The 24,136-nt window shown below is 61.5% G+C and carries 22 protein-coding genes and 1 pseudogene; 18 read left to right on the top strand and 5 right to left on the bottom strand.

Annotated features, from left to right (window positions below; translation table 11 throughout):
* Positions 1 to 106: pseudogene (locus GCM43_RS26185) on the top strand (IS110 family transposase); the annotation flags it as partial.
* Positions 107 to 136: 30 nt separating this feature from the next.
* Here GCM43_RS26185 and GCM43_RS16040 read toward each other — a convergent pair.
* The gene (locus GCM43_RS16040; protein ID WP_152246045.1) at positions 137 to 1,459 is read right to left on the bottom strand and encodes a homoserine dehydrogenase; all 1,323 of its coding nucleotides are present in this window, start codon (positions 1,457 to 1,459) and stop codon (positions 137 to 139) included.
* Positions 1,460 to 1,535: 76 nt separating this feature from the next.
* On the bottom strand, positions 1,536 to 2,771 hold the full coding sequence (locus GCM43_RS16045; protein ID WP_152246047.1) for a pyridoxal phosphate-dependent aminotransferase: 1,236 nt from the start codon (positions 2,769 to 2,771) through the stop codon (positions 1,536 to 1,538).
* 394 nt (positions 2,772 to 3,165) lie between these two features.
* Here GCM43_RS16045 and GCM43_RS16050 point away from each other — a divergent pair, with 394 nt between their 5' ends.
* From GCM43_RS16050 to GCM43_RS16100, 11 genes are all read left to right on the top strand, one after another.
* Complete coding sequence (locus GCM43_RS16050; RefSeq protein ID WP_152246049.1) at positions 3,166 to 3,558, top strand: Mth938-like domain-containing protein; 393 nt, start codon at positions 3,166 to 3,168, stop codon at positions 3,556 to 3,558.
* Entirely contained in the window at positions 3,555 to 5,228 is a 1,674-nt protein-coding gene (locus GCM43_RS16055; protein ID WP_226929514.1) for a glycosyltransferase family 39 protein, read from the top strand. The genes GCM43_RS16050 and GCM43_RS16055 overlap by 4 nt, the downstream gene beginning before the upstream one ends.
* 230 nt (positions 5,229 to 5,458) lie before the next feature.
* Positions 5,459 to 6,595 (top strand): DegT/DnrJ/EryC1/StrS family aminotransferase, encoded by a 1,137-nt coding sequence (locus tag GCM43_RS16060; protein ID WP_152246051.1) that lies wholly within the window; start codon positions 5,459 to 5,461, stop codon positions 6,593 to 6,595.
* 10 nt (positions 6,596 to 6,605) lie between these two features.
* Entirely contained in the window at positions 6,606 to 7,601 is a 996-nt protein-coding gene (locus GCM43_RS16065) for a glycosyltransferase (protein WP_152246053.1), read from the top strand.
* Positions 7,601 to 8,509, top strand: coding sequence for a formyltransferase (locus GCM43_RS16070; protein ID WP_152246055.1), 909 nt, complete (start codon positions 7,601 to 7,603; stop codon positions 8,507 to 8,509). The genes GCM43_RS16065 and GCM43_RS16070 overlap by 1 nt, the downstream gene beginning before the upstream one ends.
* A 22-nt stretch (positions 8,510 to 8,531) precedes the next feature.
* Positions 8,532 to 9,584 (top strand): bifunctional UDP-4-keto-pentose/UDP-xylose synthase, encoded by a 1,053-nt coding sequence (locus GCM43_RS16075; RefSeq protein ID WP_152246057.1) that lies wholly within the window; start codon positions 8,532 to 8,534, stop codon positions 9,582 to 9,584.
* A gap of 64 nt (positions 9,585 to 9,648) precedes the next feature.
* Positions 9,649 to 10,542: a polysaccharide deacetylase family protein gene (locus GCM43_RS16080; protein WP_152246379.1), complete on the top strand. Its 894-nt coding sequence runs from the start codon at positions 9,649 to 9,651 to the stop codon at positions 10,540 to 10,542.
* Positions 10,543 to 10,615: 73 nt separating this feature from the next.
* Positions 10,616 to 11,086 (top strand): peroxiredoxin, encoded by a 471-nt coding sequence (locus GCM43_RS16085; protein WP_152246059.1) that lies wholly within the window; start codon positions 10,616 to 10,618, stop codon positions 11,084 to 11,086.
* A 269-nt stretch (positions 11,087 to 11,355) separates the two neighbouring features.
* Positions 11,356 to 13,155, top strand: coding sequence for a PhoH family protein (locus tag GCM43_RS16090; RefSeq protein WP_152246061.1), 1,800 nt, complete (start codon positions 11,356 to 11,358; stop codon positions 13,153 to 13,155).
* Positions 13,156 to 13,301: 146 nt separating this feature from the next.
* Positions 13,302 to 13,991 carry a site-2 protease family protein gene (locus GCM43_RS16095; protein ID WP_152246063.1) on the top strand — a complete coding sequence of 230 codons (690 nt, stop codon included), beginning with the start codon at positions 13,302 to 13,304 and terminating at the stop codon, positions 13,989 to 13,991.
* A 119-nt stretch (positions 13,992 to 14,110) separates the two neighbouring features.
* Complete coding sequence (locus tag GCM43_RS16100) at positions 14,111 to 15,007, top strand: TPM domain-containing protein (RefSeq protein ID WP_193315640.1); 897 nt, start codon at positions 14,111 to 14,113, stop codon at positions 15,005 to 15,007.
* 64 nt (positions 15,008 to 15,071) lie between these two features.
* Here GCM43_RS16100 and GCM43_RS16105 read toward each other — a convergent pair whose 3' ends face one another.
* Positions 15,072 to 16,439 carry an NAD-dependent succinate-semialdehyde dehydrogenase gene (locus tag GCM43_RS16105; protein ID WP_152246067.1) on the bottom strand — a complete coding sequence of 456 codons (1,368 nt, stop codon included), beginning with the start codon at positions 16,437 to 16,439 and terminating at the stop codon, positions 15,072 to 15,074.
* A 242-nt stretch (positions 16,440 to 16,681) separates the two neighbouring features.
* On the opposite strand from GCM43_RS16105, the gene yidD reads away from it, so the two are divergent.
* The 3 genes from yidD (at position 16,682) to GCM43_RS16120 (ending at position 18,525) form a co-directional block, all read left to right on the top strand.
* A complete protein-coding gene (yidD, locus tag GCM43_RS16110) occupies positions 16,682 to 17,071 on the top strand; it encodes a membrane protein insertion efficiency factor YidD (protein ID WP_152246069.1) in 390 nt (129 codons plus the stop codon).
* Between the two features lie 213 nt (positions 17,072 to 17,284).
* Complete coding sequence (locus tag GCM43_RS16115) at positions 17,285 to 18,226, top strand: bestrophin family protein (RefSeq protein WP_152246071.1); 942 nt, start codon at positions 17,285 to 17,287, stop codon at positions 18,224 to 18,226.
* Between the two features lie 92 nt (positions 18,227 to 18,318).
* Complete coding sequence (locus GCM43_RS16120) at positions 18,319 to 18,525, top strand: heavy-metal-associated domain-containing protein (protein ID WP_152246073.1); 207 nt, start codon at positions 18,319 to 18,321, stop codon at positions 18,523 to 18,525.
* A 14-nt stretch (positions 18,526 to 18,539) separates the two neighbouring features.
* Here the strand turns inward: GCM43_RS16120 and GCM43_RS16125 are convergent, their stop codons facing one another.
* Together GCM43_RS16125 and GCM43_RS16130 are read right to left on the bottom strand one after the other, a co-directional pair.
* Entirely contained in the window at positions 18,540 to 19,265 is a 726-nt protein-coding gene (locus GCM43_RS16125) for a glutathione S-transferase (RefSeq protein ID WP_152246075.1), read from the bottom strand.
* Between the two features lie 20 nt (positions 19,266 to 19,285).
* On the bottom strand, positions 19,286 to 20,158 hold the full coding sequence (locus tag GCM43_RS16130; RefSeq protein ID WP_152246077.1) for a c-type cytochrome: 873 nt from the start codon (positions 20,156 to 20,158) through the stop codon (positions 19,286 to 19,288).
* Positions 20,159 to 20,279: 121 nt separating this feature from the next.
* On the opposite strand from GCM43_RS16130, the gene GCM43_RS16135 reads away from it, so the two are divergent.
* Genes GCM43_RS16135 through GCM43_RS16145 form a run of 3 tightly spaced genes read left to right on the top strand, consistent with a single transcriptional unit; the run spans position 20,280 to position 24,135 of the window.
* Positions 20,280 to 20,678: a c-type cytochrome gene (locus GCM43_RS16135; RefSeq protein WP_152246079.1), complete on the top strand. Its 399-nt coding sequence runs from the start codon at positions 20,280 to 20,282 to the stop codon at positions 20,676 to 20,678.
* Between the two features lie 14 nt (positions 20,679 to 20,692).
* Positions 20,693 to 21,625 (top strand): cytochrome c oxidase subunit II, encoded by a 933-nt coding sequence (gene coxB, locus GCM43_RS16140; protein ID WP_226929515.1) that lies wholly within the window; start codon positions 20,693 to 20,695, stop codon positions 21,623 to 21,625.
* A complete protein-coding gene (locus GCM43_RS16145; protein WP_152246081.1) occupies positions 21,622 to 24,135 on the top strand; it encodes a cbb3-type cytochrome c oxidase subunit I in 2,514 nt (837 codons plus the stop codon). The genes coxB and GCM43_RS16145 overlap by 4 nt, the downstream gene beginning before the upstream one ends.
* Position 24,136 lies beyond the last annotated feature (1 nt).

Genomic DNA, 24,136 nt, shown 5'->3' on the forward strand with positions numbered 1-24,136 from the left:
GGCGCCGAAATTGATCATCGGTGCCATGATGCGCAAACTGGTACACGTGGCATTCGGCGTGCTCAGGTCAGGAAAAATATTTGATCCAACCTTGCACGCCGCTTGACGGGGATAACAGTATCTACGCAACAATAGCTCAGCTCAGGTTTTCCAACCGGATCTTGGTCACCACACCCTGCACGCTGTCGAGCGACTGCATTTTTTCAATTGCGGCCGTCACATTCTTTTCCTGGGTCTGATGCGTCAGCATAATGATGTCGGTATGCGTTTCGCCTTCGGCTGGTTCCTTTTGCAGCATGGCGTCGATCGAGATGCCGCGGTCGGCCAGGATGCGCGTGAGGTCGGCCAGCACGCCGGGCTGGTCGGCCACGTGCATGCGCAGGTAGTAGCTGGTGGTGATTTCCGACATCGGCAAAATCGCGATATTGGCCATCGCGTTCGGCTGGAAGGCCAGATGCGGCACGCGGTGCTCGGGGTCGGCCGTGGCCAGGCGGGTGATGTCGACCAGGTCGGCAATCACCGACGAGGCGGTCGGCTCGGCGCCGGCGCCGCGACCTGAATACAGGCTGGCGCCAACGGCGTCGCCATGCACCAGCACGGCATTCATCGCGCCTTCGACGTTGGCGATCAGGCGCTTGGCCGGAATCAGTGTCGGATGCACGCGCAGTTCGATGCCTTCCTGGCCATCGACAGTGGCGCGGCGTGTGATACCCAGCAGCTTGATGCGGTAGCCCAGTTGCTCGGCGTAGCGGATATCGATGGCGTTGAGGTTGCTGATGCCTTCCACATAGGCCTTGTCGAACTGCACCGGGATGCCAAAGGCAATCGCCGACATGATGGTGGCCTTGTGCGCCGCGTCCACGCCTTCGATATCGAAGGTTGGGTCGGCTTCGGCGTAACCGAGTTCCTGCGCTTGTTTCAGTACGGTAGCAAAGTCCAGGCCCTTGTCGCGCATTTCGGACAAAATGAAGTTGGTGGTGCCGTTGATAATGCCGGCCACCCATTCGATGCGGTTGGCGGTCAGCCCTTCGCGCAGCGCCTTGATGATCGGAATGCCGCCGGCCACGGCCGCTTCAAACGCCACCATCACGCCTTTTTCCTGCGCAGCGGCAAAGATTTCGTTGCCATGCACGGCCAGCAGGGCCTTGTTGGCGGTGACCACATGCTTGCCGTTGGCAATCGCCTGCAGCACCAGCGTTTTCGACAGGTCGTAGCCGCCGATCAGCTCGACCACGATATCGATCTCGGGATCGTTGACGAGTACGGCCGGATCATTGACGACCTTGCAGGCGCCGGCGACCAGCGCTTCGGCGCGCGCCACGTCGCGCACGGCGACGGCCACCACTTCGATGCCGCGACCTGCGCGGCGCTTGATTTCTTCCTGGTTGCGCTGCAGGACGCTGAACGTACCGTAGCCGACATTACCGAGGCCCAACAGGCCGATCTTGATGGATTTCATAAGGTGCTCGATTGCTCATTAATGGCGCACGGCTGTGCGTGCGCCAGGTTGATCGGTATTGCTGCTGACCGCCCGCTTACGCCACGGCGCGGCTGTGACGCTTGCGGTAGCCTTCCAGGAAGCGCGCGATGCGACCCATCGCTTCGGTCATATCGTCCGAATTGGGCAGGAACACCACGCGGAAGTGGTCGGGCGCGATCCAGTTGAAACCGGTGCCCTGCACGATCAGCACCTTCGCTTCGGCCAGCAGTTCATAAGCAAACTGCTGGTCGTCGACGATCGGATAGATCGCCGGGTCCAGCCGCGGGAACATATACAGCGCCGCTTTGGGCTTGACGCAGGTCACGCCTGGTATCTCGGTGAGCAGCTTGTAGGCCAGGTCGCGCTGCTTGAGCAGGCGTCCGCCCGGCTTGACCAGGTCGTCGATGCTCTGGTAGCCGCCCAGCGCGGTCTGGATCGCAAACTGCCCTGGCGCATTGGCGCACAGGCGCATCGAGGCCAGCATATTGAGACCTTCGATATAGTCTTTCGCATGGCGCTTCTCGCCCGACACCACCATCCAGCCCGAACGGTAGCCGCACGAGCGGTAGTTCTTCGACAGGCCGTTCAGGGTAATGAACAGCACGTCGTCGGCCAGCGAGGCAATCGACACGTGCTCGGCGTCGTCGTACAGCACCTTGTCGTAGATTTCGTCGGCAAAAATGATCAGCTGGTGCTGGCGCGCCAGTTCGACGATCTGCTGCAGCACTTCGACCGGGTACAGCGCGCCGGTCGGATTGTTGGGGTTGATCACCACGATGGCGCGCGTGTTGGAGGTGATCTTGCGGCGCATGTCCTCGATATCGGGATACCACTGGTTCTGCTCGTCGCATACATAATGGACCGGATTGCCGCCCGACAGGCTGACTGCCGCCGTCCACAGCGGATAGTCGGGCGCCGGCACCAGCACTTCGTCGCCGCTGTTGAGCAGCGCATTCATCGACATCACGATCAGTTCGGAGGCGCCGTTGCCCAGGTAGATATCGTCGATGGTGACGCCGGCAATGTTCTTGCTCTGCGTGTAGTGCATGACGGCCTTGCGCGGCGCAAACATGCCTTTCGAGTCGGTGTAGCCAGCCGCGTTCTGCAAGTTCATCATCATGTCGCGCACGATCTCGTCGGGCGGATCAAAACCGAATACGGCCAGGTTGCCGATATTGAGCTTGGTGATCTTGTGGCCTTCTTCTTCCATTTGCCTGGACTTTTCCAGTACCGGGCCACGGATGTCGTAGCAGACATCCGCCAATTTGTTCGATTTCTGAATCGGTCGCAAAATAAAATCCCTGTGTGATACGGCGCTTCAAACCTGAGTTATTTTCGCCTGAACTATTCATCTTTGTACTTGCCAGGCGAGACCAGCATTTTCGCCGAAAGCAGGCCATTTTATCAAATTAAACATGGCCCAACCCAGCATTTAGCAGCTGATTCTGCCACGCCTGCCTGTTTATGTATCAGCCAGCACCAGGAGCAAGCATTGCATTTCTTCATGTTCCCTTAATCTGCCCTGACTAACATGAAACACTGAGACAACAGCTAGATTGCAATTTGGAAAGGAAGCGCTTTTCCAGTCGCATTTTGTTGTCTTTTATGGCATTGTGGCGAAGGCGGTTGTACCGTGTATTTCACTGCCAAGCCCTTCTTCAACCGACCCGTTTTTGCCGAATCAGATGAAACTGCACGCCTCCAGCACCCAACAATACCAGACCGTTACCGGCTATGACAGTAGCGGCGTGGAAATCAACGCCCAGCATTATGGCCATAGTCTGCTGGTGATGCCTGAAGTGGAACCGCAAGCGTGGGGACCGGCAACGTTTGAAGCACTGACGGAAGCGCATTTTGCGCAGATCCTGGCGCAGCAACCCGATGTAGTGATCCTGGGCACCGGTGATCGCCAGCGCTTCGTGCATCCGAAATTGTCGGCGGCCCTGACCATGCTGCGCATCGGCGTCGAATGCATGGACAACCAGGCTGCCTGCCGCACCTACAATATCCTGATGGGCGAAGGCCGCAAGGCGGCGCTGGCCCTGATCCTCAATCCCGGCGCCAGCAGCGCCGCATGAAGCTCAATATCAACGAACTGCATGGCTCGCGCTGGTTCATGTGGTCTTTGCTGGCGGTGTTTGTCATCGTCACGCTCTATGCGCTGGGCATTCGTACACTGGTGCCGCCCGATGAAGGCCGCTATGCCGAAATGGCGCGTGAAATGTTTACCAGCGGCGACTGGATCACCACGCGTCTGAACGGCATCAAGTATTTTGAAAAGCCGCCACTGCAAACCTGGATGAACGCGCTGACGTTTGCCGCCTTTGGCCTCGGCGAATGGCAGGCGCGGCTGTGGACCGGCCTGTGCGGCATTCTGGGCGTGTGCATGACGGCACTGGCAGGCAGGAAAGTATTCGGTCCGCGCGTAGGCCTGTATGCGGGCATGGTACTGGCGTCAAGCCTGTTCTGGCTGGCTTCTGGCCAGATCAATTCGCTCGACATGGGCCTGTCGGGCATGATGACGCTCACCTTGATGAGCCTGCTGATTGCCCAGCGCGACGAAGCCACCGCTGCCGAACGGCGCAACTGGATGCTGGTGTGCTGGGGCAGCATGGCGCTGGCGGTGCTGGCCAAGGGTCTGATCGGGCTGGTATTGCCGGGCGCAACCCTGATCCTGTACAGCCTGTTCGCACGCGACTGGCGCATCTGGGCCCGCCTGCATCTGCTCAAGGGCGTGCTGGTATTTTTTGCCATTGCTACGCCGTGGTTCGTGCTGGTCGCGCTGCGCAATCCCGAGCAACCGTATTTCTTTTTTGTCCACGAGCATTTCCAGCGTTTCCTGATGAAGGGCCACAAGCGCGAAGGCGCCTGGTACTACTTCCTGGTGCTGCTTATTCCCGGCATCATGCCGTGGATCGGCATTCTGCCGCAAAGCCTGGCCGCTGCGGCACGGCGCCAGAGCGGCGCCTTCCAGCCGCGCGTGATGCTGCTGACCTGGGCCGTCTTTATTTTCTGTTTTTTCAGCTATTCAACCTCCAAGCTGCCTGGCTATATCGTGCCGGTCTTCCCGGCGCTGGCGCTGCTGGTCGCGCTGCATCTGGAAAACACCTCGCGCCAGCAGCGTGCATGGGCCGCCAGCATCATGGCGCTGCTCGGTGCCGCACTTCTGATCGGCATGCCGCTGGCGCTCAACCTGCCGACCAAGCGCGATGAAGCGAACCTGATCGCCCTGCGTGGCTACCTGCCGTGGGTGCTCGCTGCCGGTTTCCTGATGCTGTCGGGCGGTGCGCTGGCGCTGCTGCATATCCGGCAAATGCGCCGCGACATGGGCGTGCTGACCATTGCCTGCGCCGGCTTTTTGGCCACGCACTGCATCCTGGCCGGCTCCGAACTGTACGGCCAGAACCGCGCCGGCACTGATCTGCTGCCAAAAATTCAGGCCGAACTCAAGCCCGACACCAAGCTCTATTCGGTTGGCATTTACGAGCAGTCGCTGACCTATTATCTGCAGCGGCCGATGATACTGGTGGACTATTGGGATGAATTTACGTTTGGCCTGAAACAGCAGCCCGAACTGTCGATCCCCAAAGTCGATGATTTTATTACTCAGTGGACACAGGATGCAGTCAACGGCAAGCATAGCGTGGCCGTTATCAGCCTGGATTTGTATCAGCATTTGAAGCAGCGTGGTGTGCCCATGCGCGTGGTGGCAGAAGATGCCCGCCGCATGATCATTGCCAACTTGTAATACAGGAGTGACGGTATTTACGCGCGCCGTCACAAAAAATGGATCAGCCCAGCAAACATCAGCGTTTGCGCGGTGCATGACACTCTTCCCTGGCATGTTTGGCAGCCCCGCCCCCGCTGCAGACAATCGTGCCAGAAAATTGATACGCTATACAATGAAAAAGCCGGCAGACGCGGTCTGTGCGGCAGCTTTTGCGACCGCGCCGAGAGGCGTTTAACACAGTAAAGACCATGACCTCTACCCTGCCCTTTTTGCCGTTTTCCAAACCGACCATCGACGAAGCCACCATCGCGGCCGTCGGCGACGTGCTGCGCTCGGGCTGGATTACCAGCGGCCCGAAAGTGCAGGCGTTTGAAGCGCTGCTGTCCGAGTATTGCGGCGGCCGCCCGGTGCGCACCTTCAATTCCGGCACCTGCACCATGGAAATCGCCCTGCGCATCGCCGGCATAGGCCCTGGCGACGAAGTCATCACCACCCCGATCTCGTGGGTGGCGACGTCGAATGTGATTATCGAAGTGGGCGCCACGCCCGTGTTTGCCGATATCGATCCGGTTACGCGCAATATCGACCTGGACAAGCTTGAAGCGGCCATCACGCCTAAAACGCGCGCCATTATCCCGGTCTACCTGGCCGGCCTGCCGGTCGATATGGACCGCCTGTATGCGATCGCTGACAAACATCAGCTGCGCGTGATCGAAGACGCGGCGCAGGCGCTCGGTTCGTCCTGGAACGGCAAGCGCATCGGAGCGTTTGGCGACTTTGTCTCGTTCAGCTTCCAGGCCAACAAGAACATCACCACCGGCGAAGGCGGCGCGCTGGTGCTCAACAGCGAAGCCGAAGCGAAGCTGGCCGAAAAATACCGGCTGCAGGGCGTCACCCGCAGCGGCGTCGACGGCATCGATGTCGACCTGGTGGGCGGCAAATACAATATGAGCGACATCATGGCCGCTATCGGCCTGGGGCAGTTCGCCAATATCGAGGCTATTACCGCGCACCGCCGCGCACTGGCACGCCATTATTTTGACCAGTTCGGCAGCGACTTTGAAGCGGCCAGCGGCGCACAGCTGCCGGTGGCCGACTTTGACAACAGCAACTGGCATTTATTCCAGATCATTCTGCCCGATCTGGGGCCCGATACGCGCGCCAACTTTATGCGCCAGATGGCCGAACTGAACGTGGGCACCGGCTTTCACTATGCGCCGATCCACCTGTTTACGCTGTACCGCGAGCGCGGCTTTACCGAAGGCATGTTCCCGGCAGCCGAAAAGATCGGCCGCCTGACCGTGACCCTGCCGATGTTCTACGCCATGACGCTGGCCGATGTCGAACGCGCCGTGGCGGCCGTCAAATCCATCCTCGTCAAGTGAGGAGCGCCAGATGAAACCTGAAATCTCCGTCATTATTCCGATCTACAACGAACAGGAAGGCCTGGCCAGCCTGTTCGCGCGGCTGTACCCGGCGCTCGATGCGCTGCAGAGCAGCTATGAAATCATCTTTGTCAACGACGGCAGCCGCGACAATTCCGTCAGCATGCTGGCCGAGCAGTTCCGCCAGCGTCCCGATGTGACCCGCGTGATCCTGTTCAACGGCAACTACGGCCAGCATATGGCCATCCTGGCCGGCTTTGAAGCGTCGCGCGGACAGATCATGGTCACGCTCGACGCCGACCTGCAGAACCCGCCCGAAGAAATCGGCAACCTGGTGGCCAAGATGCGCGAAGGCTACGACTATGTCGGCTCGATCCGCCGCAAGCGTCAGGATTCGGCCTGGCGCACGGTCGCCTCAAAAATGATGAACCGCCTGCGCGAGCGCATTACCAATATCAAGATCACCGACCAGGGCAATATGCTGCGCGCCTACGGCCGCAACGTGATCGACCTGGTCAACCAGTGCGGCGAAGTCAATACCTTCGTGCCGGCGCTGGCCTACACGTTTGCACGCAAGCCGACCGAAATCACGGTCGAGCATGAAGAGCGCGCAGCCGGCGAGTCAAAATACTCGCTGTACAGCCTGATCCGCCTCAATTTCGACCTGGTGACCGGCTTTTCGCTGATCCCGCTGCAGATTTTTTCCATGCTGGGCATGATGCTGTCGGCCAGTTCGGCCATTCTGGTGATCTATCTGCTGGCGCGCCGCTTCCTGTTCGGCGCCGAGGCGCAAGGCGTCTTCACGCTGTTTGCCATTGCGTTCTTCTTTATGGGCGTGATCTTGTTTGGCATCGGGCTGGTTGGCGAATATATCGGGCGCATCTTCCAGCAGGTACGCGCACGGCCGCGCTATGTGGTGCAGACCATTTTGCAGGACGGCATGGCCCAGGCTGAAGCGGAAGCGCAGCCCTATGTGCGCCTGGAAAAACGCCAGGTGGCCCGCTGATGCGCGCCGTTGTTTTTGCCTACCATAACGTGGGCGTGCGCTGCCTCAAGGTGCTGCTCGCCGGCGGCGTCGATATTGCGCTGGTGGTCACGCACGAAGACAACCCGCAGGAAGCGATCTGGTTTGAATCGGTGGTGCAGCTGTGCCAGGCTGAAGGCATCGCCTATGTCACGCCGCCGGACGCGCGTTCGCCCGAACTGCTGGCCCAGGTACAGGCAGCGCAGCCCGATGTGCTGTTCAGCTTTTATTACCGCCATATGCTGCCGGCCGACCTGCTCGGTGTCGCCCCTGCCTACAATATGCACGGCTCGCTGTTGCCGCAGTTTCGCGGCCGCGCGCCCGTCAACTGGGCCGTGCTGCATGGCGCCAGCGAGACGGGTGCGACCTTGCATGCCATGACCGTCAAGCCCGACGCCGGCGCCATCGTGGCGCAAACGGCCGTGCCGATCCTGCCTGACGACACCGCGTTCGAGGTGTTCGGCAAGGTGACGGTGGCCGCCGAGCAGACGCTGTGGCGCATCCTGCCGGCGCTGCAGGACGGCACTGCCGCCATGCTGCCGAACGATTTGCGCCAGGGCGGCTACTTTGGCGGACGCAAGCCCGAAGACGGCCGTATCGACTGGACGCTGCCGGCGCAGCAGGTCTACAACCTGCACCGCGCCGTGGCGCCGCCGTATCCGGGCGCTTTTACCGATATCGGCGCTGCGCGCTATGTAATCGGCAAGGCGCGCTTGTCCGGCCATGCGCCGGCCAATCTGCCGCCAGGCCTGGCGGTTATCGATGGCAACATTGTCGGCGTCTGCGGCGACGGGCGCCTGCTGGCCATCAGCGAACTGCTGGCCGGCGACACCCAGGTTTCTGCCACGCAGCTGCAACAACAACTTACCACCTCCTTCAGCACCCACTGATTTTTACCCACGAGAATTTCACATGAAAAAAGTCCTTATCCTTGGCGTTAACGGTTTTATCGGCCACCACCTGTCCAAGCGCATCCTCGAGACCACCGACTGGCACGTCTACGGCATGGATATGAATACGGATCGCATCACCGATCTGCTGGACAATCCCGACTACAAGTCGCGCATGCACTTCTTTGAAGGCGACATCACCATTAACAAGGAATGGGTCGAATACCACGTCAAGAAGTGCGACGTGATCCTGCCGCTGGTGGCCATCGCCACGCCGTCGACCTACGTCAAGCAGCCGCTGCGCGTGTTCGAACTGGACTTCGAAGCCAACCTGCCGATCGTGCGCTCGGCCGCCAAGTACGGCAAGCATCTGGTGTTCCCGTCGACCTCGGAAGTGTATGGCATGTGCCACGACGCCGAATTCGATCCGGAAAACTCGGAACTGATCTGCGGCCCGATCAACAAGCCGCGCTGGATCTATTCGAACGCCAAGCAACTGATGGACCGCGTGATCTGGGGCTACGGCATGGAAGGCCTGAACTTCACGCTGTTCCGCCCGTTCAACTGGATCGGCGCCGGCCTCGATTCGATCCATACGCCAAAAGAAGGTTCCTCGCGCGTGGTCACGCAGTTCTTCGGCCATATCGTGCGCGGCGAGAACATTTCGCTGGTCGACGGCGGCGCACAGAAACGCGCGTTCACGTATATCGACGACGGCATCGACGCGCTGATGCGCATTATCGCCAACAAGAACGGTGTCGCCAGCGGCAAGATCTACAATATCGGCAACCCGGTCAATAACTACTCGATCCGCGACCTGGCTGGCATGATGCTGGAACTGGCTGCCGAATATCCGGAATACGCCGATGGCGCCAAGCGTGTGAGCATTGTCGAAACGAGCTCGGGCGCTTATTATGGCGCCGGTTACCAGGACGTGCAGAACCGTGTACCAAAAATCACCAATACCTGCGAAGAACTGGAATGGGCGCCGACCACCACCATGGCCGACTCCCTGCGCAATATCTTTGATGCCTACCGCAGCCAGGTGGCACAAGCCCAAGCTTTGATGGATTAAATTGAGCAAGCCACTACTGACACTGAAAATCGACGTCGATACCTATCGCGGCACTCGCGAAGGTATGGGCAACCTGGTGCGCATCCTGACGGCGCACCAGGCCAACGCCACCTTTCTGTTCTCGCTGGGCCCCGATCATACGGGCTGGGCATTACGGCGCGCCTTGCGTCCCGGTTTTTTCAGCAAGGTTTCGCGCACGTCGGTAGTGGAGCATTACGGCCTGAAAACGCTGATGTACGGCACCCTGCTGCCGGGGCCGGACATCGGCCAGCGCTGCGCGCCAGAGCTGCGCGCTGTACGCGACGCCGGCTTCGAATGCGGCATCCACACCTGGGACCATACCCTCTGGCAAGACAACGTTGCCCGCCGCAATACCGCCTGGACCATCAAGATGATGCGCAAGGCGGCAGCGCGCTATACGCAGATTTTCGGCGCGGCGCCCCACACGCACGGCGCGGCCGGCTGGCAGATGAATGTCAGCGCGTTTGTCGAGCACGATGAAGTCGGCTACCGCTACGCTTCGGACGGGCGCGCCATGCTCGATGAGCGCGGCGCCATGGTCACGGCGTCCAACGGTCCGCACCGTGTGCGTAATGGAAACACCATCCTGCAATGCGTGCAACTGCCCACCACCCTGCCCACATTGGACGAATTGCTCGGCTGCGAGATCGATGGCAAAATGCTCACAACCGAAAACATTGCCGAGCATATCCTGTCCCTGACGGCGGAAAACCGGCGCGACCATGTTTATACTTTGCACGCAGAACTTGAAGGACAGAAACTTGCCCCCATCTTCGAGCAGTTATTGAAAGGCTGGCAAGCCCAAGGCTACCAGCTTGCTTCGATGGCCGAGTATTACGACAAGATCAAGGAGCTTGATCTGCCCGTCTGCCCGATTACCTGGGACGAACTGCCAGGCCGGTCGGGACGCCTGATCGTGCAGGGCAAAGCTGCCTGAACCCTGTATTGTGGTAACTGGATGCGTTGCCAGTTTAAAACAGCGCTGATGATGACCGTTCAGGAGAGCACCTGTGGCTGATAGCCCATCCCTCGTTAGCATAGCCGACTTCCAGGCCGCCATGACCAGCGGCAAAACCTTCCAGCTGCTGGGCCGCCCGGCCAAGGCCACGGTGCTGTTTTTCTACCCGAAAGACAATACCCCAGGCTGCACCACTGAAAACATGGCGTTTCGTGACGCCTATGAAAAATTCCAGGCAGCCGGCGTGGAAATCTACGGCATCAGCCGCGATTCGCTGCGCTCGCATGAAAGCTTCAAGGCCAAGCTCGAGCTGCCGTTCGAGCTCATTTCCGATCCGGAAGAAAAAGTCTGCCTGCTGTTTAATGTCATGAAGATGAAACAGATGTATGGCAAGACCGTGCGCGGGGTTGAGCGCAGTACGTTTGTGATTGACGCTGATGGCAAATTGGTGAAAGAATGGCGTGGCGTGAAGGTCGCAACTCACGTGGAAGAAGTGCTGGAATTTGTAGCGCGTCTGAACTGATGCGCGTAGCCAGGCTCCAGCAGGCGTCGTTCAACCCGTTGTCCAGTTCATAGTGCACAGTGCCATTTTGAGTCTACGCAGCACACCCACCTCCTCCGCCAGACGGGCTTACCGCCCGTCAACGGCACACTTACCCGGCTTCGCAGCCGGCCAAACGGCAGTTTTGTTATTCTGTCTTAGCGTTATTCCCGCATCGACCCCATGTTGCGCTGCCGAATGCCGGCCGCCCGTGGGCGATTCATTCCAGAAATTTTTTGATTGAGATCCTGATGCCACTGCCAAAAATGCCCAGCAAGCCAGCAACTATTCTGGCTACCCAAGATTACCCTACCGGCGCCACGCCGCTGGTCGCGAAAAACGCGCCGCCCAAGCCGGTAGCAGCACCGATTATTGAAGCGGCGATCGCCGAAGTGAGCAATCCGGTACGCAATGCCGCCACCAAAATCAAGCAAGTTGCCGCCCAGATGGTGGCCAAAGCAGCCGAAGTGCTGGAACCGGCGCCGGTAGCGCCGGTAGCAAGCACCGCCCCGGCAGCACCGGTGGCAAAAGCCAAGCCGGCCGCCAAGGCCAAGGCAAAACAGGCCGAAGCGCCGCATCCAGCCAAGCACAAGCCGGTTGAAGTCCAGCTCAAATCGTCGACAAGCCGCGCCGCCGACCAGCGTGGCGTCACCAAGCTGTTCGTGCTCGACACCAACGTGCTGATGCACGATCCATCGTCGCTGTTCCGCTTTGAAGAGCACGATGTGTATCTGCCGATGATGACATTGGAAGAACTCGACAACCACAAGAAGGGCATGACCGAAGTGGCGCGCAATGCACGCCAGGTCTCGCGCACGCTTGACGCCCTGATCAGCAATACCGACGACGACGCTATCGAGCAAGGCATTGCGCTGTCCAAACTGGGCAACAAGGACGCCAAGGGTCGCCTGTTCTTCCAGACCCGCTTGCAAAACGCCGACCTGCCGGCCGGCCTGCCAGTGGGCAAGGCCGACAACCAGATCCTGGCCGTGGTGCGCTCGCTGGAAGCGGAACAGGCGGGCCGCGCCGTGGTGCTGGTGTCGAAAGACATCAATATGCGCATCAAGGCGCGCGCTTTGGGCCTGCCGGCCGAAGACTATTTCAACGACCATGTGCTGGAAGACACCGACCTGCTCTATTCGGGCATCGTGCAACTGCCAGACGACTTTTGGACCAAACACGGCAAGGACATGGAGTCGTGGCAGGAAAACAAGAACGGCACCAGCGCTACCTTCTACCGCGTGACCGGCCCGTTCATCCCGTCGCTGCTGGTCAACCAGTTCGTCTACCTGGAGCCGAACAACGGCGAAGCGTCGTTCTACGGCCAGGTCAAGCAGATCAACGGCAAGACGGCCGTGCTGCAAACGCTGCGCGACTTCAGCCACAACAAGAACAATGTGTGGGGCGTGACGGCGCGCAACCGCGAGCAGAACTTTGCGCTGAACCTCTTGATGAATCCGGAGTGCGACTTCGTCACCCTGCTGGGCCAGGCCGGTACCGGCAAGACCCTGCTGGCGCTGGCCGCCGGCCTGGCGCAGGTGCTGGAAACCAAGCTGTACAACGAAATCATCGTTACCCGCGTCACCGTGCCAGTGGGCGAAGACATCGGTTTCCTGCCGGGTACGGAAGAAGAAAAAATGTCGCCATGGATGGGTGCCTTTGACGACAACCTCGAAGTGCTCAACAAGTCCGATTCGGACGGAGGCGAATGGGGCCGTGCGGCAACCCAGGACCTGATCCGTTCGCGCATCAAGATCAAGTCGCTCAACTTCATGCGCGGACGCACGTTTGTCAACAAGTTCCTGATCATCGACGAAGCGCAGAATCTGACGCCGAAACAGGTCAAGACGCTGGTCACGCGCGCCGGCCCCGGCACCAAGATCCTGTGCCTGGGCAATATCGCACAGATCGACACGCCGTACCTGACCGAAGGCTCCAGCGGCCTGACCTACGTGGTCGACCGCTTCAAGGGCTGGGCCCACAGCGGCCACGTCACCCTGGCGCGCGGCGAGCGTTCGCGCCTGGCAGACCACGCCAGCGACGTACTGTAAGTTTTAGCGGGCAGCACCGAGCTGCCCCGATATCGAAAGCCCCGTCTGCAGTCATGCAGGCGGGGCTTTTTTCTTGCGCAGCCAACTGTGAGATGGGGTTGCGATGCCATATGCTTTAATGACATTTTTCCTTACTGATATTGTTGATGCCGACCATCATTTACTGGCTGCTGGCCACTGCACTGTTCATGCTGCTGCATGTTTCCATTATGGCGCTGTGCGCCACCATGCTGGGCATTGGCATACGCAGCCTGCGCTACGGCATCGGCCCGACTTTACTCACCATCGGCAAGGTCGACATCGGTTTGCTGCCGTTTGCCGGCAATGTAGTGCTGAAAGATACGCGCGAACAGCAGGTGTTCGAGGACGATCCGGGGCGCGACTTCTACAACGAGCAGCCGCTGTGGAAGCAGATTGCCGTCCCCGCCAGCGGCGTAGCGGTATTGCTGGCACTGACGCCCGGCGTACTGGGCACACAAGGGGTACCAGGATGGCAGGCGTTCACCTCGGCTTTTGCTCAGATTTTTCAAGGCGCACTGGCGCCGCTCGGCACCGCCCAGCAACTGCTGGCCGACGGTGAGGTGTTTGCCCGTTCGCACGATTTCGTCGCCGTGTTTGCGCTGGTGGCGCTCAAGCTGTGCGCGCTGAACCTGCTGCCTTTTGGCGGCATGAATGGCGGCCAGATCATGCTGGCGCTGGCGCGTGGCGGCAAGCCCTACGCAGCATGGGAAGAAAAGGCGGCGCAATGGCTGCTGCTGCCCGGCCTCGCCATTGTGCTGTCGTGGCTGCTTGCACTGGGCTGGTACTGCTGGAGCACCATCGGCGCACAATCATGAGGCAGACAACTTTGCGCCGCAGCCTGTGGCTCTGCACACTGTATTGCCTGCTGTGCCTGTTCTGTCCGGACGCGGCTGTCGCAAAGGCAGCGCCAGCGCTGCCAGTCCTGCAAGCGCATATGAACGACTATGCCCATGTGCTGCCTGCGCGCGGCACGGCCATCGAAGCCCAGCTCAAAGCGTTCGAGGCACAGACCGGGCATCAGGTGTATGTGCTGACTGTCGACAGCCTCGGCGACGAGCCGTCAATCGAAGCGTACGCGCTGGCAGTATTCGAACACTGGCAACCTGGCCGCAAGGGCCGCGATGACGGCGCCCTGCTGGTCGTTGCCACCGGCGAGCGCAAGATGCGCATTGAAAGCGGCTATGGGCTCGAAGACAGGCTGACCGACCTGGAAAGCGCGCGCATCATACGAGAGGTGATGGCGCCGCGCTTCCAGCAGGGCGATATGGAAGGCGGTGTCGCCGATGGCGTCAATGCCATGCTGACGGTGATTGCAGGCAAGGCGCCCGCCAGCGAGCCGGCCAGCGCCAGCCAGGGTTCTGCCGGCAAGCCGGAAAACCCCGGCGCAAAATGGGTGGTGCTGGGCCTGGCGGGCTTTTTCCTGCTGTTTGGCTTGGGCATGCTGCTGTTTGCCGGAGTGTTTGGCCTGCTGGCCAGCGTGGCCGTGGCCGCTGGCGTGGTGATGGCCACATCGGGCGACTGGCGCGGGTGGTTGGGTGCGGTTGCTCTGGTGCTGGTCTGGCTGTGGCTGCGCTGGCGCCTGGTGGCCGCCAACGTACGCAAATACCATTTGCCCAAGGCGCGCAGCAAAACGCTGGCCTGGCTCAAGGTGCTGCTGTTTTCGATCGGATTTGCGCGCGGCGGGCCGCAGCGCAAGCGCAAAGGCGGCAACCGTGACCGCGATGACAGCAGCAGCGGCAGCAACAATGGAAGCAGCGACAGCAGCGATTCCAATAGCAGCACCAGCGGTGGTGGCCGTTCGGGCGGAGGTGGCGCCTCTGGCTCCTGGTAAGCCGGGGTTTTGCCTGGCCTGAACCGCTGTTGAGCAGTCCAGGCCAGGCCGCACTTCATGCAGGTCAGCCCACCAGCACCAGCTTGCGGTTGACGAACTCCATAATGCCGAGGTCTGACAGCTCACGGCCATAGCCAGAGTTTTTCACGCCGCCAAATGGCAGGTCCGGTGCGGTCACCGCTGGCGAGTTGATAAACACCATGCCGGTCTCAATCTGGCTGGCCAGCTTCTTGCCGCGCGCGACGTCTGCGGTGATGATGGTGCCGCCCAGGCCGAATGGCGAATCATTGGCCAGCGTGATGGCTTCGTTCTCGTCCTTGACGCGGAAAATCATCGCCACGGGCGCAAAGAACTCCTGGTAGTAGACAGGATTGTCCGGCTTGACGTCGGCCAGGATGGTCGGCTCCATGAAGTAGCCCTTGCGCTCGGCCCGCTTGCCACCGAGCAGCACCCTGGCGCCGCCTTCGACCGCCTGGCCCACTTGCTTGACGGCCAGTTCCAGCGCCGACAGGCTAGACAGCGGCGCCAGCGTGGTCGACTCCTGCATCGGGTCGCCCGGCACCAGTTTGGCCAGCTCGGCCTGGAAGCGTTCGACAAACGTGTCGGCGATGCTTTCCTGCAAAATAAAGCGTTTGGAACCATCGCATACCTGGCCCGAATTCTGGATACGGCCAATCACGGCCAGCTTTACGGCCAGGTCCATATCGGCGTCGTCCAGCACGATAAAGGCGTCGCTGCCGCCCAGCTCCATGGTGGTTTTCTTGAGGGACTTGCCCGCTGAAGCAGCCACGGAAGCGCCGGCGCGCTCGCTGCCGGTCAGCGCCACGCCCTGCACGCGCGGGTCGGCAATCGCGGTAGCCACTTGCTCACTGGAAATAAACACATTGGTGTACGCGCCTTCGGGTGCGCCTGCGTCCAGGAACAGCTTTTCAAATGCCAGCGCGCACTGCGGCACGTTCGAGGCGTGCTTGACCACCAGCGTATTGCCGGCCATCAGGTTCGGGCCGGCCACGCGCGCCAGCTGGTAGTACGGAAAGTTCCATGGCTCGACGCAGAAGATCACGCCCAGCGGTGCGATTTCCACACTGGCCTCGCCGCGTTTGACGTCGAGTTTTTTCGGTGCCAGGAACTGTTCGGCATGGTCTGCGTAGTAGTCGAGAATCTTGACGCATAGCGACACTTCCTGCTGCGCTTCCTTGAACAGCTTGCCCATTTCCAGCGTAATCAGCCTGGCGAAATCATCGCGCTGCTCCTTGAGCAGGGCGGCTGCCTTTTTGACGATGGTCTGGCGCTCGGCAAAACTGCGCTGGCGCCAGTCCTGCTGGAACAGCCTGTGCGCGGTATCGAGCACTTTGTCGAGCTGCGCATCGCTGTGCGCATCAAAGGTTTTGACGACTTCTTCGTTGTAGGGATTGGTAGTCTTGTAGCTCATGTACGATCCTTTTCAAAGTGCTACGGTAGCCTTTCCCGGCATGGGAAAGCCAGCGTAGGGCAATCAGTATGCTGCGTGGCAGCGAACGCAACCGTGCGGGGACGTACATACTCCCAGGCATCACCGGCAGAGATTTTCTTCAAAGAGCAAGAGTTGGGGTAAAGTGGTGTCCCGAACACAAGGCGGCGATACGCTGCCGCAGATCGATGAACGCATTGAGTCCTGGCAAACAACGCTCACTGATGGCCCGTCTCGCGCTGGGCGCCATCGTCCTGTATCAGCGCTACCTGTCGCCGGTAAAAGGCTTTTCCTGCGCGTATCGCGTCTTGACCGGCCGCGACAGCTGCTCGGCTTACGGCTATCGCGTGATTGCACGCCATGGCCTGCGGCGCGGGACCAGCCTGCTGCAGCGGCGCCTTCAGGCCTGTGGCGAACAGCATCAATTGCATCTGGCGCGAGAGCAGGCTCCACGGCGCATGACAGCCCGGCACCGCGCCCAGGCTGGCGACTGTGCCTGCGACCTGCCGTGCGATTTGCCTGGCGCCGACTGCCTCAGCAACGCCTGCGATGCAAGCGACGTACTGGAATGCTGCGACTGGCCGGCACGCAAGAAGAAAAACGGTCAAAGCTGAAACCGCTAATTTAAATCACAAATAAAATATACATTCATAAAGTGAATAACGGGCATCGACAATATGAATTGGCCGGCGGCACCAGCGCCGCCTATACTGCTGCCCTCTTCCCACCACGGTCTGTCATGTCCATTCACCCTGGCGCGCTACCCCACCGCGCTTGCAACACCCTGGCTTCCCGCAACACCATCGAGTCACCTACTGGAGAGCGCCATGATCGTGCGTGACCGTCCCTCCGCGCTCAAGCTGTTTTTGATCGTGCGCGGTTCCATCCTGCCGCGCATCCGCGTGACCCTGATCGCCAATACCGTCTTTGCCGCGCTCGTGGCCTGGTATCACGGCACCATGTTCGATCACAAGGTGATCCTGACCACGATACCATTTACCCTGATCGGCCTGCCGCTGGCGATCTTCCTGGGCTTTCGCAATACCGCCGCTTACGACCGTTATTGGGAGGGGCGCAAGCTGTGGGGCGAACTGGTGCTGCGCAGCCGCAACCTGTCGCGCCAGTGCCAGACCATGATCAGCAGCGATGTGCCGGCCCGCGCCAGCCTGGGGCTGGCCGATGTGCGCGTGCGCATGGTGTGCCGCACCATCGCCTTTTGCCATGCGCTGCGCCAGCAGCTGCGCGACCAGCGCGAGCCGGCCGACCTGCAATCGCTGCTGCGTCCCGATGAATGGGCGGCGGCCTGCAACGCATCGAATCCGTCGGACTATCTGATGCAGCAGATGGGCCACGACCTGGCCCAGTGCGTGAAGCAGGGCCGCATCGACACCATTCTGGCGGTCCAGCTCGACAACTCGATCTCGGCCATGGTCGGCGCTGGCGCCTCGTGCGAGCGCATCCGCAATACGCCGATTCCGTTCTCGTACTCGCTGCTGCTGCACCGCACCGCCTACCTGTATTGCTTTTTGCTGCCGTTCGGCCTGGTCGATTCGATCGGTTTCATGACGCCGTTCGTGGTAGCCATCGTCGCCTACACCTTCTTTGGCCTCGATGCGCTGGGCGATGAAATCGAAGAACCGTTCGGCGAGGACGCTAACGACCTGCCGCTCAGCGCCATGTGCCGCGCGATTGAGATCAACTTGCGCGAATCGCTGCAGGATGAAAACTTGCCTGCGCCCATCAAGCCGCATGACTATCTGCTAACCTGAGTGGTGCCGCGCACATTGCGCGGCATCGCTGCTTGACCTTCCCATGATGGCAAGGACTACAGTCATCCCATCGTCAACAGGAGGAACTTGCCATGTACCAGTTACAAGTTGAAAACATGACCTGCGGCCATTGCGTCAAAGCCGTTACCCAAGCCGTGCAAACGGTCGATCCGCAAGCGCAGGTGCAAATCGAGCTGGCCGACAAAAGCGTCAAGGTCGGCACCGACAAGGGGCTCGACGCCATCCGCGATGCGATCGAGGAAGCAGGCTACCCGGTCTCGGCTGCCCAGCCGCAGTAAGAGCGGCGCCGGCATTATCCATCGAGTTCCGGATAGTGCCGGAAGATGCCTTCTTCACTGAACGGCAGACGCCGTTTCGAGCGCAGGTAGCGCGCAATATTGGGCCGTGCCGCCACGCTGTCGTGCAGCGCGTTCAGGGCGCCATAGCGTGGCGCCAGGCGCGCCATCGCCTGCGGAAACGCATAGTTCAGACCCGCCATCATCTGGAACAGCGACAGGTCGCCATAGCTCAACTTGCTACCCACCAGAAAGCCGCCACGACCGCGGTTGTTCTGCAGGACCTGGGTAAAATAATCGAGAAACTTGGGCAGGCGGTGCGTGCGAAAGTCGTCAGCGCGCAAGGCCGCTGCCGCTTTTTGCTGTTCGTAATACTGGCCGATTGCCAGCGGATGATGCGTGTCATGCACTTCCGCCACCCAGTCGGCGATGGTCAGCTGCAACTGGTTGAGCCATAGCCGGCCGCTTTCCGTGCGCGGCGCCAGGCCCAGTTGCTTGCCCAGATAAAACAGGATATTGGTGCTCTGGCCGATCAGCAAGTCGCCATGACCCAGTACGGGCGGCGCATAGGCCGCCTGCGGCGTCTGCGCCCCGTCGATGGTGGCCAGCATGGCCGGCATGCCCGTTTTGGGCTGGCGCGCCACGTCCTGATAGGCAACGCCCGCTTCTTCCAGCGCCAGCCGCACGAACTCGCCACGGCCCTGGATGGTGGGCCAGTAGTACAGCAGATACGGTGCATCCATGCGTCTCTCCTTGAATAGTTCTAGTCCAGGCTGAGCAGATAGGCCGCCATATCGCGCGCGTCGTCGGCGTCCACGCCCAGGTTCGGCATGGCCGTGTGCACCTTGACCGACTGCGGGTCGCGTATCCATTGCTGCAGATGTTCAGGCGTATTGGGCAAGCGCCCGGCCAGATAGCGCCGCTTTGCCAGCTGATCGAGTGGCGGCCCGACCAGTACTTGCGAGCCAGTAATGCCCGGTATCAGATGGCAGGCCTGGCAGGCAAACTGCGTCAATGCGACCTTGCCGCGCGCAATGCTGTTGCCATCGAACGGCGCGCGGCCGGCTGTAGTCTGTGGCAGCTGGGCAATCTGCGGCGCCTGCGCCTGCAACTGCGCGTAGTCCTGCGCACCCAGCTGTGGCAAATGGCCGAGAAACGCCACCAGCGACCATAGCTGTGCTTCGCTGAGGTGATGGCCCCAGGCCGGCATGCCGCTCATCTTGATGCCGTGGCGCGTAATCCAGTACAGCTCGTTGGGCTGCCAGCGCTTGGCTGCATCAACCAGTGGCCCGGGAATCGGCTGCATGCTCTGGCCGATGGCCGCCTGCGCCACGCCGGGCGCGCCGTGGCATTGCACGCAGTGCTGGCGGTACAGCGCTGCGCCGGCCAGCAACCGGGCCTTTGCTTCGCTGGCCGGCAGCGCCTGCGGCACGCGCACCTCGCGCGCATGGTGGCGTACCGACTCGTGCATGCCCTGCTCCAGCACGCTGTAGACGGGTTGCCAGTGCTGGCGCGTGGCGCCGATGTTGTACCAGCCGCTTTTCAGCACCAGTACACCCACGCCGGCACCTGCCAGCGCGCAGGCCAGCAATGTGGCAATCACGGTGCGAACGATCAGGGCGCGGCGTGCTGTCATCGGGCGATTCCTTATGCGTGGCAATGATCTGGCCGGCAAGGTGTTCTATTGAACATAGCGAAATAAAACCTTTGCCGTATTATAAAGATTCGTCAGTTTTGAGCAGGAAGCAATCGTGCGCATGCCCAGACTCCCTCGCCAGACACCGCCCCTGCAAGCCTGCTGTTTGCTCGGCTGCCTGCTGCTGGGCGCCTGCGACAGCCGCGACGAACCAACGCCGCCCGCCGCCCCTGCCGCGCTCGGCAACCCGCAGCAGGGCCTGCGCCTGCTGGCGCAGTTCCAGTGCGGGGCCTGCCACCAGATTCCCGGCGTGCCGGCCGCGCGCAGCCTGGTCGGCCCGTCGCTGGCGCACCTGGCGCAGCAAAGCTATATTGCCGGGCAGTTTCCCAACCAGCCAGAGGTGCTGGTGCGCTGGATCGTCGATCCGCCGGCCATGCAGCCCGCCACGCTGATGCCGGCCATGGGGGTGTCCGAGCAACAGGCGCATGATATGGCCGCCTATCTTTATTCGCTGCCATGAGCATGCCTGCCTTCATGCAATCGGCACTGCATCCGGCCGGTGCCGACGCGGCCGTAATCCACAGCCTGACGTGGCTGCTGATCATCGGCGCCACGGTAATACTGGCCGGCATGATGCTGCTGCTGGCGCTGGCCATGCGCCAACGCAGCCAGGGCAAACCGATCAGGCCGCTGCGCTGGCTGATTGGCGGCGGCGTGCTGCTGCCGCTGGTGGTGCTGTCGGCGCTGCTGGCGTGGAGCACGCTGCAAAGCGCCTGGCTGACGCGCCCGTCGTCGCAGCATGCGCTGAAAATTGCCGTGACCGCCAAGATGTGGTGGTGGGAAGTACGCTATACCGACCCGGCAGGCGGCCCCGATATCGTGCTGGCCAATGAAATTCGCCTGCCGGCCGGACAAAGCGCCTACCTGGGCTTGAGCAGTACCGATGTGATTCACAGCTTCTGGGTGCCGGCGCTGGCCGGCAAGGTCGACATGCTGCCGGGCCGCCTGCATGGCCTGACGGTACGCGCCGACACCCCTGGCATCTACCGCGGCCAGTGTGCCGAGTACTGCGGCCAGCAGCATGCACGCATGGCGCTGCATGTGGTGGTGCAAACGCCTGAGGAATTCAAAGCCTGGCTGGCACGGCAGGCGCAGCCTGGCGCCACGCCTGCGTCAAACCAGGCGCTGCGCGGGCGCAACGCCTTCGTTGCCCATCGCTGCACCGCCTGCCACACCGTGCGCGGCCTGACTACACCAGCCCCACAGGAAACACTGGGCCCGGACCTGACCCATGTCGGCAGCCGCCTGTATCTGGGCGCCGGTACGCTGCGCAATACGCGCGGCGCGCTGGCCGGCTGGATTGCCGATCCGCATGCCAGCAAACCGGGCGTGCGCATGCCCGCTGCCGGTGATATCGACGGCGCTACCCTGGCCGATATTGCCGCCTACCTGGAGCAACTGCAATGACCGACGCCCTGCCCAGCTCGCTGCCACGGCCGCCCGACGAGCTGGCGCGGCTCGAACGCGTGTGGCGCACGCCGACCGGCTGGCGCTTTTTCACCACCGTCAATAACAACAATATCGGCCTGCTGTATATCGGCACGGCGCTGCTGTTTTTCGTGCTGGCAGGAATTTTGGGCCTGCTGATCCGCTGGCAACTGGCCGTGCCGGAAAACACCGCCATTTCCGCCGGCACCTATAACCAGATCTTTACCATGCATGGCACGGTGATGATGTTTCTGTTTGCCATACCGGTGGTCGAGGCGGTGGCCGTGTATCTGCTGCCAGGCATGCTGGGCGCGCGCGACCTGCCATTCCCACGCCTGTCGGCCTATGCGTTCTGGGCCTATGCGGTCGGCGGCCTGGGCTTTTTTACCAGCCTGTTCTGGGGACTGGCGCCCGACGGCGGCTGGTTCATGTATCCGCCGCTGACGGGCAAGGAATATTCACCCGGCCTGAATGCCGACTTCTGGCTGCTCGGGATCGGCTTTATTGAAATTTCGGCCATTGCCGGCGCCATCGAACTGATCGTCGGCATCCTGTACACGCGCGCGCCCGGCATGAGCCTGTCGAAAATGCCGGTCTATGCGTGGGCCATGCTGGTGGTGGGCGTGATGATCGTGTTTGCCTTTCCGGCCGTGATTGCCGGCACCACGCTGCTGGAAATGGAGCGCGCCTTCGACTGGCCGTTCTTTATCGTCGAGCGCGGCGGCGATCCGCTGCTGTGGCAGCATCTGTTCTGGTTTTTCGGCCACCCCGAGGTCTACATTATTTTCCTGCCCGCTGCCGGCATGGTCTCGACCATGATTCCCACGCTGGCAGGCACGCCTCTGGTCGGGCACCGCTCCATCGTGGCCGCCCTGGTGGGCGTGGGCTTTTTCAGCTTTGCGCTGTGGGCCCACCATATGCTGACGGCCGGCCTGGGGGTGCTGGAAATGAGCCTGGTGTCGGCGGCCAGCATGGCGGTGGCCATTCCAACCGGGGTGCAGGTCTTTGCCTGGATTGCGACCTTGTGGCGCGGCCGTGCGTCGGCAGCGGCTGCACCTACTTTGTTTCTGCTGGGTTTTATGTTTATCTTCGTGCTGGGCGGGCTGACCGGTGTGATGGTGGCCGTGCTGCCGTTCGACTGGCAGGCGCACGATACCTATTTCATCGTGGCCCATTTGCACTATGTGCTGATCGGCGGCATGGTGTTTCCGCTGTTTGCCGGCCTGTATTACTGGCTGCCGCTGGTCAACGGCCATCGCCTGTCCGAGCGCTGCGCGCGCTGGGTGTTCGGCCTGATGTTCGGTGGCTTTAACCTGGCGTTTTTCCCGATGCATATCACGGGGCTGATGGGCATGCCGCGCCGCGTCTACACCTACCCGGCTGATATGGGCTGGAACGGCCTGAACCTGGCGTCCTCGATCGGCGCGCTGATCCTGGCGCTGGGCATCGTGCTGTTTTTTATCGACCTGGTGCGCACCCTGCGCCGGCCAGCGCAGGCGCACGGCAATCCCTGGCGCGCCGCCACGCTGGAATGGCTGCCGATGGAAGACTATGCGGTACGCAGCATACCCGACATCACTTCCCGCCATCCACTGTGGGAGCAGCCCAACCTGCCCGAAGAGGTCGCCGCTGGCCGGCATTGGCTGCCCGGCACCGTGACCGGCCTGCGCGAGACAATTATCACCAGCCCCGTCCAGGCACGCCCGCTGTACCTGCAGATTTTGCCTGGCGACAGCGTCTGGCCGCTGCTGGCCGCACTGGGCACGGCCGGCTTTTTCCTGCTGCTGACGATACAGCAGACGCTGCTGGCTTGGGCTTGCGGCATTACCGCCATCGTCTCCATCGTGGCCTGGATGTGGCAGTCCGACAGCACGCCGCCACAGGCCACGGCGCAGGTATCGGACACGCTGACCCTGCCGGTCGGCATCACCGGCCCGGCCTCGCATTCGTGGTGCGCCACCATCATCATGCTGGTGGTGGACGCCAGCATCTTTGCCGCCTTTGCGTTTGCGCATATCCATAGCGCCATGGCCTTGCAGATCTGTCCCCCGCCGGGCGCACGCCTGCCGGCGCCGCTGTGGCCGTGGGCTGCCTGCCTGCTGATGCTGGGCGGCTCCTTGCTGATGCTGTGGGCGCGCCGCCTGCAACTGCAGCACCGGCAGGCGCTGCTGCGCGTAGCCATCGTCTTGGCGCTGCTATGCCTGCTGGCCGGCTTTGGCCTGACCTGGTACAGCCAGGCGCAGGCAGGATTATCGCCCACGGCCAGCGCCTGGGCTGCCACCGTGGCCGCCCTGCTCGCCTACCAGGGGTTTCATGTTGCGGTACTGGTATTGGTGGCGCTGTTTCTGTGCGCGCGCTCGTGGACCGGGCGCCTGTTGCCGCAGCACCGCGTCACACTCGACAACTGCAGCCTGCTGTGGCACGCCACGGCCCTGCAGGGCGTGGTCGGCATCGCCATCGTGCACCTGATGCCATCACTGATGGGCTAAA

Source organism: Janthinobacterium aquaticum, assembly GCF_009208565.1.
GTDB lineage: Bacteria > Pseudomonadota > Gammaproteobacteria > Burkholderiales > Burkholderiaceae_D > Janthinobacterium.

What these genes read in the sequence shown, in the direction of transcription:
- GCM43_RS16065 (WP_152246053.1), top strand. Translation starts at nt 6,606, where the DNA reads ATGAAACCTGAAATCTCCGTCATTATTCCGATCTACAACGAACAGGAA.
- GCM43_RS16125 (WP_152246075.1), bottom strand. Translation starts at nt 19,265, where the DNA reads ATGGATGCACCGTATCTGCTGTACTACTGGCCCACCATCCAGGGCCGT.
- GCM43_RS16145 (WP_152246081.1), top strand. Translation starts at nt 21,622, where the DNA reads ATGACCGACGCCCTGCCCAGCTCGCTGCCACGGCCGCCCGACGAGCTG.
- GCM43_RS16095 (WP_152246063.1), top strand. Translation starts at nt 13,302, where the DNA reads ATGCCGACCATCATTTACTGGCTGCTGGCCACTGCACTGTTCATGCTG.
- GCM43_RS16100 (WP_193315640.1), top strand. Translation starts at nt 14,111, where the DNA reads ATGAACGACTATGCCCATGTGCTGCCTGCGCGCGGCACGGCCATCGAA.
- GCM43_RS16135 (WP_152246079.1), top strand. Translation starts at nt 20,280, where the DNA reads ATGCCCAGACTCCCTCGCCAGACACCGCCCCTGCAAGCCTGCTGTTTG.
- GCM43_RS16070 (WP_152246055.1), top strand. Translation starts at nt 7,601, where the DNA reads ATGCGCGCCGTTGTTTTTGCCTACCATAACGTGGGCGTGCGCTGCCTC.
- GCM43_RS16055 (WP_226929514.1), top strand. Translation starts at nt 3,555, where the DNA reads ATGAAGCTCAATATCAACGAACTGCATGGCTCGCGCTGGTTCATGTGG.
- GCM43_RS16080 (WP_152246379.1), top strand. Translation starts at nt 9,649, where the DNA reads ATGGGCAACCTGGTGCGCATCCTGACGGCGCACCAGGCCAACGCCACC.
- coxB (WP_226929515.1), top strand. Translation starts at nt 20,693, where the DNA reads ATGCAATCGGCACTGCATCCGGCCGGTGCCGACGCGGCCGTAATCCAC.
- GCM43_RS16060 (WP_152246051.1), top strand. Translation starts at nt 5,459, where the DNA reads ATGACCTCTACCCTGCCCTTTTTGCCGTTTTCCAAACCGACCATCGAC.
- GCM43_RS16105 (WP_152246067.1), bottom strand. Translation starts at nt 16,439, where the DNA reads ATGAGCTACAAGACTACCAATCCCTACAACGAAGAAGTCGTCAAAACC.
- GCM43_RS16120 (WP_152246073.1), top strand. Translation starts at nt 18,319, where the DNA reads ATGTACCAGTTACAAGTTGAAAACATGACCTGCGGCCATTGCGTCAAA.
- GCM43_RS16050 (WP_152246049.1), top strand. Translation starts at nt 3,166, where the DNA reads ATGAAACTGCACGCCTCCAGCACCCAACAATACCAGACCGTTACCGGC.
- GCM43_RS16115 (WP_152246071.1), top strand. Translation starts at nt 17,285, where the DNA reads ATGATCGTGCGTGACCGTCCCTCCGCGCTCAAGCTGTTTTTGATCGTG.
- GCM43_RS16040 (WP_152246045.1), bottom strand. Translation starts at nt 1,459, where the DNA reads ATGAAATCCATCAAGATCGGCCTGTTGGGCCTCGGTAATGTCGGCTAC.
- GCM43_RS16130 (WP_152246077.1), bottom strand. Translation starts at nt 20,158, where the DNA reads ATGACAGCACGCCGCGCCCTGATCGTTCGCACCGTGATTGCCACATTG.
- GCM43_RS16075 (WP_152246057.1), top strand. Translation starts at nt 8,532, where the DNA reads ATGAAAAAAGTCCTTATCCTTGGCGTTAACGGTTTTATCGGCCACCAC.
- yidD (WP_152246069.1), top strand. Translation starts at nt 16,682, where the DNA reads ATGGCCCGTCTCGCGCTGGGCGCCATCGTCCTGTATCAGCGCTACCTG.
- GCM43_RS16090 (WP_152246061.1), top strand. Translation starts at nt 11,356, where the DNA reads ATGCCACTGCCAAAAATGCCCAGCAAGCCAGCAACTATTCTGGCTACC.